This is a genomic window from Nocardioides sp., assembly GCF_044226305.1.
Taxonomy (GTDB): domain Bacteria; phylum Actinomycetota; class Actinomycetes; order Propionibacteriales; family Nocardioidaceae; genus Nocardioides.
Window position 1 is genome coordinate 21,423 of record NZ_JBGAHF010000029.1, and the last position, 10,159, is coordinate 31,581.

Consider the following 10,159-nt stretch of genomic DNA (forward strand, 5'->3'; position numbering starts at 1 on the left):
TCGGCTACCGGGCGATCCGGCGGCCGGGCGCGCGGACCCAGGTCGCCACGCCGGCGTCGAGGTGCAGCTCGCCGTCGGTCTGCTCGGCCGCCTCGGGGTCGTGGGTCGCCATCACGACGATCGCCCCGCGGTCCGCCTCGGCCCGCAGCGCGGCGACGGCCCGCTCGCGGTTGCCGGCGTCGAGGTCGCTGGTCGGCTCGTCGGCGAGCAGCACGGCCGGGCGCGACGCGAAGGCCCGGGCCAGCGCCACCCGCTGCTGCTGGCCGCCGGAGAGCTCCTCGATCAGGTGGCTCCCGGACTCCTCGAGCCCGACCAGGGTGAGCGCGGCCAGGGTCCGCTCGTGCGCCTCCGCGGCGGGCACGCCGGCCGCCAGCAGCGGGACCAGGAGGTTCTCGGTGGCGGTGAGCGCCGAGGCGAGGCCGTTGCCCTGGGGCACCAGCGCGACGCCGCGCGCCGCGGCGGCCTCCCGCCCGGCGACCGGCTGGTCGGCGAGCAGCACCCGGCCGGACGTCGGCGCCAGTGCCCCCGCCAGCGCCCAGAGCAGCGAGGACTTCCCGGCCCCGGACGGCCCGGTGACCGCGACCAGCTGACCCGGGCGCACGACCAGGTCGACGTCGCGGACCGCCACCAGGTCGCCGTACTCGACCCGGACGCCCTCGGCGCGCAGCTCATCCACGGTCGTCCTCCTCGCTCGCGTCGCCGGTGATCAGGAGGTACTCCCCCGGGCCGTCCTCGACCGGGTGGAAGCGCACCAGCGTGCCGGGCTGGAGGGCCTCGCGGACGTGCACCGGGAGCGGGAGGAACCCGTCGGGGGTGACCACGGCGTACTCCTCCCCGCTGCGGCCCTCGCCGCCGACCCGGCCGTCGCGGATGGTGATCGTGCGGGGCAGGAACGCCGCCACGTCCGGGTCGTGCGTGACGATCACGACGGTCGTGCCGAGCCGCCGGTTCGCGTCGGCCATCCGGTCGAGGACCCGGTCGCGGGCGCCGTGGTCGAGCTGGCTGGTCGGCTCGTCGGCGAGCAGCACCCGGGGCCGGGGTGCGAGGGCGACGGCGAGGGCGACCAGCTGGAGGTGGCCGGGGGTGAGCGAGCGCAGCGGCGCGTGGGCGACCTCGTCGAGCCCGACGTCCGCGAGCACCTCGGCGGGGTCCGGCACCTCCTTGCCCGCGCGGCGCGCTGCTCCCTGGGCGTAGCGGACGTTCTCGTGGGGGCTGAAGTAGGGCAGTAGGTTGCGCTGCGCTCCCTGGAGCATCAGCGAGACGTCCTGGGCGCGCATCTCGTCGAGCTCGCGGTCGCTGGCGGCGGACAGCTCGAGGCTGCCGACGAACACCTTGCCGGCGCTGGGCCGGAACACGCCGGCGAGCAGGTTGAGCAGGGTCGACTTGCCGGCACCGGACGGGCCGAGCAGCCCGACCATGCCGCCGCCGGGCACGTCGAGGTCGACGCCCGAGAGGGCGGCGACCTCGTGGCCCTCGGAGCGGTAGATGTGCACGAGCCCGCGGGTCCGCACGCCACCCGCCGGTGCCGGGACGGTCGGTGTGGTCACGGTCCTCCCTCCCTCAGCCGCTGCAGGTCGGACCGGCGGGCCAGGACCCGGCCGACGAGGAGGCCGCCGAGGCCGAGGACGACGAACGCGGCGACCGCGGCGAGCACGACGGGTCCCCACGCGGTCGCGAGGTCGAGGGTGGGCACCTCGGGGGCCTCGGCGAACAGCGGCACGATCGGCAGCGCCAGGTGGGCGCCGTACAGCCCGGCGGCGGTGCCGGCCACGACCCCGATCACCACGGCCGGCAGCTGGGCGGCGACGGCGGTCGTGGTGATCGAGCGGCCCGGGACCCCGGCCATCCGCAGCGCGGCCAGGTCCCGGGTCCGGACCCGCCAGGTGCTCGCCGCGCTGACGAGCAGCACGAGCAGCGAGATCAGGAGGGCCGCGGCCCCCACCAGGACGGCCAGCTGGAGGCTCCAGGCCGCCGCGGACTCGTCGTACTGCCGGCGGACCTCGGCGAGCCGGGTGACCGTGGCGATCTCGACGCCCCGGGACGCGAGCGCGGTCGTGACGTCGTCGACGAGCGCGTCGTCGGACCCGAACCACACCTCGATCCGGTCGGTGGGCGCGAGCTCGCGACCGCGGCCGGCCAGGTCGAGGTTGACGACCGAGGTGTCGGGACCGGACGCCGGCACGCGCTCGATCGTGGCCGCACGCCGCGCCGCCTGCTGCTTGCCGTCGATCCCGGTGAGGGCGAACCGGTCCTGGGTGCTCCCCGGCGGCAGGTCGCCGGCGACGAGGGCGGGGATCTGGCCGGGGATCCAGCTCTGGGGCAGGGTCAGCTGCTCGGCGCCGAGGCCGTGGACCGAGACGGTGAGCTGCTCCCCCGCCCCGTTCGCCTCCACCGAGCCGACCGTCGGGTCGTCGACCCCACCCCACTGCCCGGCGGGCCCGAGCGGCACCGACCCGTCCTCGGTCTCGAGCGGGTCGAAGGTGATGCCGCCGTCGATCGTCGCTCCGGGGAGGCTGCCGAAGGTGATCCCGGTGAGCAGGCACCCCTCCCGGCAGCCGAGGTCGGCGGTCCACCGGGCCCGGGCGACCGGGTCGGTGACCTGGGCGAGCGCGACGTGGAGCACCTCGCCGGTGCCGGTGACGACGTCGAGCCCGACGTCGACCGGCAGGCGGTCACCGCTGACGCCCTGGGCGCGCAGCGTGCTGTTCGACACGACGGCGTCGACGCTGGTGCCCGTGACCCGGATCGGCTCGGTGTCGGGCGCGGCCAGCCGGTCCCAGTAGGAGGCCGGTGGCGCCCCGCCGGGGAACAGGGCCACCTGGGCGAACCCGTCGGGCAGGACGGCCAGGGTGGCGCGCGCGGCGTCGCTGGGCGGCAGCGCGCGGACCACCGGGGTCGCGCGCCGACCCCCGGGGTCGACCTCCGCCAGCGCGGCGCGTACGGCGGCCAGGTCGGTGCCGCGCACCTCCGCGACGACGGGGGCGCCCGCCTCCTGCTCGGACGCCGAGGCACGGTTGCGGTCACCGACCAGGAGGGCGTCGGCCGAGAAGACCGCGAGGGCGGTGGCCAGGGTGACCGTCGCGACCACCCGGCGCGTGGCCGGGCTGCGAGCCGCGTCGAGGACGCTCACGCCCGACCGCACCCGGCCGCGCCGCAGCAGCCGGCCGCCGAGCAGGGCCGCCGACGGCGTGGTCAGGTGGGCGAGGACCAGGCCCACGACGATGGCCAGCAGCCCGGGCGCGGCCAGCGCGATCGGGCCCTCCAGCCCGCCGGTCGCGAACACCACGACCACCGAGCCGCAGCCGGCGATCAGCAGCGCGTCGGCGACGCCGAGGGCCCAGGTGGTGCGCCGGGGCGGGACCCGCCGGAGCAGGGTGACCACCGGTTCGCGGGCGACCCGGACCACGGCCGCGACCGTGACCAGGACGAGGGCGGCGACCGCGATGACCACGGCGTACAGGAGCGGGACGCGCAGCTCGAACGGCGCGTCGCCGGGCAGCATCACGGTGCGGGCGAACCAGGTGCCGGCGACCGCGAGCAGCACGCCCGGGACCACACCGGCCAGCGTCACCGGCAGGAGCTCGCCCAGCAGCAGCCGCCGGGCACCGCCCCGCCCGCGACCGCGCAGCCGGGCGAGGGCCACCTCGGGGCGGCGCTGCTCGGTGACGGCGAGCAGGACCAGCCAGAGCACGACGCCGGCGAGCAGCCCGAGCTGGGCCATCAGCAGCGGCACCGTGACCCGGGACTGGCCGGTCTGGTCGCGCACCTCGTCGGCCAGGTCGTTGATGCCCGTGAGGTAGGTGAAGGTCGCCCCGGAGACCGGGGTCGGCTGCTGGAGGAGCCCGTCGACCGCGGTCCCCATCGACAGCAGCTGGTCGACGCCGACCGCGTCCCGGTCCAGCGGGAAGGCGACCGTGGAGGCCTCCTGCGGCAGGGTCGGCGAGTCGCCGCTCGCGAAGGTCTCCTGCGAGGTGAGCCAGATGTCGGCCTGGACGTGGTTCGGCGGCAACAGGTCCGCGGTGCCGGAGCGCCCGGTGAGGACGAGCCCGAACCAGTAGTCGCTCGGCACCTGCCGGTAGACGCCGGTGACGTGCACCCGGAGGTTGGTGGGCCTGGCGTGCCCGCCACCGCCGCCCACGGCGTTCCCCGGCACGCCGGCGATGGTGAAGGTCGACCCGGTCCGGAGCCCGAAGTTCTCGACATCGGCCTCGCTCACGACGATGTCGCCCGCCTTGGACGGACACGTGCCGTCGACCAGCTCGAGGTGCTCGCACTCGCCCTCGCGCCAGACCAGCAGCGAGCCGGGGTCGGCGGGCTGGCCCGGGTTCATCATGACCACGGCGCTGAAGCCGGTGATCGGGTCGAGGAAGTTGCGGCGCAGGTCCGCCGGGATCTTCGAGACGACGACGGTCGGGTCGGGCGGCGGGTTCTGGCCGTGCACGCCGAACGAGCCCTCCGAGGTCTGCGCCGCGGAGACCTGGAGCCCGGTCAGCGCCGGCGGCGTCCGCTCGACGACGACGTCCGCGAGCGCCTGGCGCATCGCCCGGTCGTACAGGGGCGCGAACGCCGCGCACGCCGTGATGAGGGCAGCCAGGAGCGCGATCACCGCGGCCTGGAACGGCCGGTACCTGAACCTCATCCGAGACCTTCCCCGCGCCTCCCCCGGGCGCATCGCAGCACCCTATACGCGGCCGGGGACGCCCGGCCGCGACCCGCGAGGCTCAGGTCCGGGCGACGCGTCGGCGGAGCCCGCGCAGCATCCCCCGACTCATCACGAGGTCGGCGGGCACGATGAGCAGCTGGGTCCCGACCGTCAGCCACCACGGACCGGTGCGGGCGCGCCAGCGGAACACGAACCTGGTCCGACGTCCGCCGTCCACCGGTCGGAGCGTGAACGCCCACGTCCAGCGGAGCCGGGCCCGCCCGGACGTCCGCCAGCCCAGCGGCAGGTGGGTCGTCGACTCGAGCACCAGCCGCTCGCCGGCCACGACGTCCCGCACCACGAACACGCAGCCGCTCTCCGGCGGTCCGTCCGGGACGAGGTCCCCGACGGTCGGCGACGGGAACCCGGGCAGCAGCTCGTCGGCGCTGGGGAGGTTGTCCGGGAAGAGCAGCAGGTCGACCCAGCGCGGCGTGTACCAGCCGCCCCGGTGCCACCCGACCTGGGTGAGCCAGGGCCAGACCTCCTCCGGCGGTGCCGGCAGGGTGGCCGCGTGGGTCGCCACCGTCTGTGGTCTCCGGACGACCTCGTCCCCGGGAAGGGAGGCTCGTCGCTCCGCACGGGTGGCACCGTAGGTGCGGCCGAGGTGGTGGACGACGGCGAAGCAGGCCACGGCCACCGCCGTGCTGCGCCCCACCGCCCCCATGGTCAGTCCTGGTGCGCCGCGTGGTGCAGCGAGAGCAACCCGGTGACCACCGCGGCGACCGGAGGCGCGATCACCGCGGCGAGCGGGATCCGGGTCGGGTCGGTGCCGGTGACCATGACCGGCGCCGCGACCGCGGTCAGGGCGGCGACCAGCCAGACCAACGAGACGGCGACCGTCCAGGACGCCCGACCGGCGCGCCGCGGCGTCATCACGGCGTAGGCGGTCCCGACCGCCGCCCAGAGCCACACCGTCATCAGTGCCAGGGGCAGGTGCTCGTGCTCGGAGCCGGTCACCATGTCCGGCGCCGCGACCGAGACCGCCGCGGCTGCCAGCCAGATCACGCCGACGGCCGTCGCCGACGACTCGAGCACCGGGGTGGAGGTCCTCACAGGTCCACGCTCGCGTCGGACGGTCGGCGGCTCCAGAGCCCTTGGTCCCAGGGCGGTCAGGACCTCGGCCTCCTCGTCCTCGCCGGTGTCGGTCGGGGCTGTCACGATGGTCGGACGGAGCCTCGCCGAGGGGCCTCCGCTCGGGAGGAGCAGCCGCATGAAGAGCCCGGTCGCCGCACTGACCACCGCCACGTTCGTGCGCCCGGACGACCTGCGCGACCACACCGACCCGGCTGTCCTCTACGCCCGGTCCTACCTGCTGATCCGGCTGGTGGTCGGGGTGGTCGGGATCCTGCTGCCGCTCGTGCTCTGGACCGTGGACGCGCTGGTGCTGCAGGGGTCGATCACGGTCCGCGGGTCGCTCAGTGCCTACTACCACTCCGGCGCGCGCGACCTCTTCGTCGGCACCCTGTGCGTCACCGGCTGCCTGCTCCTCACCTACCTGGCCGCCCAACGTCGCACCTGGGACTACTGGCTGAGCACGGTGGCCGGGGCCGCCGTCATCGGCGTCGCCCTGCTGCCCACCGAGCGGCCGCCGTTCTACCCGGGGCCGCCGACCCCGCTCCAGGCGCGCTGGGGCGAGCACGCCGTCGCGACGGTCCACTTCGCGTGTGCGGCGGTCTTCGTCCTCAGCCTGGCGGCGCTCTGCTTCGTGTTCGCGGTGCGCGACCAGCGGTACGGCGGCCACCCCGTGCTGCACCGGGTCTGCGGGGTGCTGATCCTCGCGGCCGTCGCGTGGGCGGCGCTCGGCCTCGTGGTCGACCTCGACCTCGGCTGGCTGACGTCGCTCTACCTCGGCGAGGTGGCGGCCGTCTGGGCGTTCGGCACGTCCTGGCTGGTCAAGGGCGTCGACCTGGTCCACGCGTTCCCGGCGCGGGACGGGCCTCAGCGCAGGCCGACGCAGTCCAGCGCCCAGAACGGGTCGCAGTAGACGAGCGCTCCGCGCATCCAGTCCTCGCGGCCCGGCAGCACCACGGCCTGGAACGCGGCGTCGGGGATCCGCACCGAGGGCTTCGTGAACCCGAGCGGGCCGGCCGCCGACCACCCGCGCGGCCCGTAGTAGGCCGGGTCGCCCTCGAGGAAGACCACCGGCGCGCCCAGCCGCTCCGCCTCGGCGACCGCCGCTGCCACCAGTGCGGTGCCGGTCCCCCGGCCGTGCTGGTCCGGCGCCACCGACAGCGGGCTGAGCACGAGCACCTCCACGAGGGCCGGCTCGGCGTCGACCCAGGACCGGTTGAGCTGCACGTGCCCGACGACCTCGCCGTCGACGCCCACCGCGACCAGGCTCGCGCGCACGTGGCCGGCGTCCGCCAGCGCGGTGACCAGCCGGGCCACCTGCGGACCCTCGCTCGGCCCGAACGCGGCCTCGACCACCCGCAGCACCGCGGGCCGGTCGGCGGCCTCCGCCGGTCGCACCGTGGTCATCGGCCGCCCTCTCAGCCCGCGTCCGAGCCCGGCCCGGCCACGACGTACGGCGTGGTGCCGCCGACCGTGCGCAGGCCCAGCCGCTCGAGGATCGGTCGGCTGTCGTCGGAGGCGTCCACCTGGAGGACGGTGCAGCCGCGCGCCAGGGCCGAGGTGGCGCGGGCGGCGACGAGGGCACGGTAGATGCCGCGGCCGCGGTACGCCGCCAGCGTGCTGCCGCCCCACAGGCCGGCGACCTCGGTGCCGCCGAGCGGCACCAGCCAGGCGGCGCTCACGACGGTGTCACCGTCCTCGACGACGAGGACCTCGATCGGGTCGTCGCCGACCAGGCGCTCCTCGAGGTCGTCGGCCAGCCAGGACCAGTCCTCGCCCCAGACCGTGCTCTCCATGGCGGCGATTCGTTCGAGGTCGGGGCGGGCGGTGACCTGCCGCATCGAGAGCCCCTCGGGCAGCACCGGCTCCGCCGCCAGCAGCCGGGTCTCCCCCAGCACGAGGGCCTCGTGCGGCTCCGGGCGGGCGCCGCGCCCGGTCAGCAGGGAGGGGAGGTCGGGCCGGTCGTGGTCGAAGGTCTTCCACTCGAACCCGGTGCCGTGCCGCTCGAACGCCTCGAAGGTCCGGTCGACGAGGGCGACCAGCTCCTCGTCGGTGAGCGCGTCGGCGCCGGCCGTCAGCATCGCGAACCCCTCGCGCGGGGTCACGCAGCGCACCAGCGGACCGTCCAGCTCGACGGTCCAGGTCGAGGGGACCCGGTAGCGCATCGAGCCGCGCACCTGCTCGTCGTACAGCGCCAGCAGCGCCGCGTCGTCCACCGCTCAGCCCGCCAGGAAGCTGAGGCGGACGTCGCGCTGGTGGTTGTCGACGTTGAGGTCGACCAGGCAGATGCTCTGCCAGGTGCCGAGCGCGAGCCGGCCGCCGAGGACCGGGACGGTGGCGTAGGGCGGCACGATCGCCGGCATCACGTGGGACCGGCCGTGGCCCTCGCTGCCGTGGGCGTGCCGCCAGCGGTCGTCGGCCGGCAGCAGGTCGTCGAGCGCGGCCAGCAGGTCCTCGTCGCTGCCCGCGCCGGTCTCGATGATCGCGATCCCGGCGGTGGCGTGGGGCACGAACACGTGCAGCAGGCCGTCGCCGCGGCTGGTGGCGAAGTCCCGGCAGTCGGCGGTCAGGTCGAGGACGGCCTCCCGGCCGCCGGTGCGGTAGGAGCGGGTCTCGGAGTGCACGGACCGATGGTGCCACGGGCGGCTACCGTCCCGGCATGGACATCGCGTCACTCGCGTTCCGCACCGATCTCGCCCTCGCGCGCCTGGCCGGCAGCGAGGTCGACGACCGTGGCGACCACGTCGTGGTGCGCACGCCCGACAACCCCGACTACTACTGGGGCAACTACCTGCTCCTCGCCCGTCCGCCGACGGCGGCCGAGCTAACGGGGTGGGAGGCGACGTTCGCCCGCACGTTCCCGCGGTGCCGCCACCGGGCCTACGGCGTCGCGACGGCGGACGGCACGCTCGCCGACCTCGCGGCGTTCGCCGAGGCCGGCCTGGAGACCGACGCCTCGACCGTGATGACCGCAGCGGCCGTCCACGAGCCGCCGCGACCGAACCGCGAGGCGACGTACCGCCCGCTCGGCGGCGACGACGACTGGGAGCAGCAGGTCGGGCTGTGGTCGTCGGGCGAGGACGGCACCACGCCGGACTTCGTGCGGGCCAAGGTCGCCGCCGAGCGCCGGATGACCGAGGCCGGCGTCGGGGCCTGGTGGGGTGCGTTCGTCGGCGGCCGGCTGCTGTCGTCGATGGGCCTGTTCGCCGCGAGCCCAGGGCTCGCGCGGTTCCAGCAGGTGCAGACCCATCCCGACGCCCGCGGCCGGGGCCTCGCCGGCACCCTGGTCCACCGGGTCAGCAGGTACGGGTTCGACGAGCTCGGCGCGCGGACGCTGGTGATGGTGGCCGACCCCGAGTACCTCGCGATCCGGATCTACCGCTCGGTCGGCTTCGACGGCACGGAGACCCAGCTCCAGGCCCAGCGCCGGCCGGGCTGACCGGTTCGCCGGCCCCGCGGGGACCTTCGGTCCGGACCGGTGGGCCGGCCGGCTCTGCCCTCCGGCCCCGCGGGGCACGAGGATCGGAGGGTGACCAGCTCGCGGCTCCCCGGGGTCCTGGTCACGTTGCTCGGCGCGGTCGCGCTGGCCGTCGCCGTCGCCACGCTCGCCGCTCCCGGCCTGCTCCGCGGCCCGGACGCCATGGACGGCTCGGCCCAGGGCACGGCCCTCGTGATGCTGCTGGTCGGGCTGCCGACGTACGCCGCCAGCGCGGTCTGGACCCGCGCCGGGTCCTTCGCCGGCGAGCTGGTGCTGACCGGCGTCACGGCGTACCTGCTCTACAACGCGGTGATGTTCGTGTTCGCGGCTCCGTTCAACCGGCTGTTCCTGCTGTACGTCGCGATGCTGGGTCTCGCGATCGCGGCGCTGGCCCACGAGGTGCTCGAGGTCTGGCGGCGGGCGGACCGCGACATGGAGGTCCCGCCGCGCTGGGTCGCGGGCTACGTGCTCGTCGTGGTGGCGCTCAACGCCCTCGTGTGGCTCGGCGGCGTCGTCCCGGCGGTGCTCGGTGACGACCCGGGCGCGGTGCTGGAGGGCACCGGGGTCGCGACCAACCCGGTCTACGTCCAGGACCTGGCGTTCTGGCTGCCGGTGATGGCCTGGCTCGGCATCGGCGCGTGGCAGGGACACCGGCCGCGCGCGGCGCTGGTGGCCGCCGGGCTGGTGATGTGGGTGGTCGAGGCGGTCGGCGTGGCGGTCGACCAGTGGTGGGCGCACGCCGCGGACCCGTCCTCGCCGGTCGCGTCGGCCGGTGCGGTGCCCTTGTTCCTGGCGGTCGCGGTCGTGGCGACCGTCCCGACGGCGGTGTCCTTGCGCTCGGCCCGCTGAGGACGGGCGGGGCCCGCTCAGACGCTGGTGCCGGGGTCGCCGGCCGGCGACCGGACCCC

11 protein-coding genes are annotated in these 10,159 nt (G+C 75.9%); 3 read left to right on the plus strand and 8 right to left on the minus strand.

The window, feature by feature from the left end; all coding sequences use genetic code 11:
* Positions 1-4 precede the first annotated feature (4 nt).
* The 5 genes from ACILQ5_RS20295 to ACILQ5_RS20315 all read right to left on the minus strand — a co-directional run bounded on the left by ACILQ5_RS20295 (position 5) and on the right by ACILQ5_RS20315 (position 5,755).
* Positions 5-676 (minus strand): ATP-binding cassette domain-containing protein, encoded by a 672-nt coding sequence (locus tag ACILQ5_RS20295; protein ID WP_395659848.1) that lies wholly within the window; start codon positions 674-676, stop codon positions 5-7.
* The gene (locus ACILQ5_RS20300; protein ID WP_395659849.1) at positions 669-1,547 is read right to left on the minus strand and encodes an ABC transporter ATP-binding protein; all 879 of its coding nucleotides are present in this window, start codon (positions 1,545-1,547) and stop codon (positions 669-671) included. The genes ACILQ5_RS20295 and ACILQ5_RS20300 overlap by 8 nt, the downstream gene beginning before the upstream one ends.
* Positions 1,544-4,639, minus strand: coding sequence for an FtsX-like permease family protein (locus tag ACILQ5_RS20305; protein ID WP_395659850.1), 3,096 nt, complete (start codon positions 4,637-4,639; stop codon positions 1,544-1,546). Before ACILQ5_RS20305 ends, ACILQ5_RS20300 begins: the two co-directional genes overlap by 4 nt.
* An 82-nt stretch (positions 4,640-4,721) precedes the next feature.
* A complete protein-coding gene (locus tag ACILQ5_RS20310; RefSeq protein ID WP_395659851.1) occupies positions 4,722-5,357 on the minus strand; it encodes an SRPBCC domain-containing protein in 636 nt (211 codons plus the stop codon).
* An 11-nt stretch (positions 5,358-5,368) separates the two neighbouring features.
* Positions 5,369-5,755 carry a hypothetical protein gene (locus ACILQ5_RS20315; protein WP_395659852.1) on the minus strand — a complete coding sequence of 129 codons (387 nt, stop codon included), beginning with the start codon at positions 5,753-5,755 and terminating at the stop codon, positions 5,369-5,371.
* Positions 5,756-5,912: 157 nt separating this feature from the next.
* On the opposite strand from ACILQ5_RS20315, the gene ACILQ5_RS20320 reads away from it, so the two are divergent.
* Entirely contained in the window at positions 5,913-6,686 is a 774-nt protein-coding gene (locus tag ACILQ5_RS20320; protein ID WP_395659853.1) for a hypothetical protein, read from the plus strand.
* On the opposite strand, the gene ACILQ5_RS20325 is transcribed toward ACILQ5_RS20320, so the two are convergent.
* From ACILQ5_RS20325 to ACILQ5_RS20335, 3 genes are read right to left on the minus strand one after another with little or no spacing between them, the layout of a single operon-like run.
* Positions 6,641-7,180, minus strand: a complete 540-nt coding sequence (locus ACILQ5_RS20325; RefSeq protein ID WP_395659854.1) for a GNAT family N-acetyltransferase — start codon at positions 7,178-7,180, stop codon at positions 6,641-6,643. The two genes, ACILQ5_RS20320 and ACILQ5_RS20325, sit on opposite strands and share 46 nt — an antisense overlap.
* Positions 7,181-7,191: 11 nt before the next feature.
* Entirely contained in the window at positions 7,192-7,989 is a 798-nt protein-coding gene (locus ACILQ5_RS20330; RefSeq protein WP_395659855.1) for a GNAT family N-acetyltransferase, read from the minus strand.
* A 3-nt stretch (positions 7,990-7,992) separates the two neighbouring features.
* Entirely contained in the window at positions 7,993-8,397 is a 405-nt protein-coding gene (locus tag ACILQ5_RS20335; protein ID WP_395659856.1) for a secondary thiamine-phosphate synthase enzyme YjbQ, read from the minus strand.
* A gap of 35 nt (positions 8,398-8,432) precedes the next feature.
* Between ACILQ5_RS20335 and ACILQ5_RS20340 the strand changes: the two genes are divergently transcribed.
* Together ACILQ5_RS20340 and ACILQ5_RS20345 are read left to right on the plus strand one after the other, a co-directional pair.
* Positions 8,433-9,212 (plus strand): GNAT family N-acetyltransferase, encoded by a 780-nt coding sequence (locus tag ACILQ5_RS20340; protein WP_395659857.1) that lies wholly within the window; start codon positions 8,433-8,435, stop codon positions 9,210-9,212.
* A 90-nt stretch (positions 9,213-9,302) separates the two neighbouring features.
* Positions 9,303-10,100, plus strand: a complete 798-nt coding sequence (locus tag ACILQ5_RS20345; RefSeq protein ID WP_395659858.1) for a hypothetical protein — start codon at positions 9,303-9,305, stop codon at positions 10,098-10,100.
* Positions 10,101-10,159 lie beyond the last annotated feature (59 nt).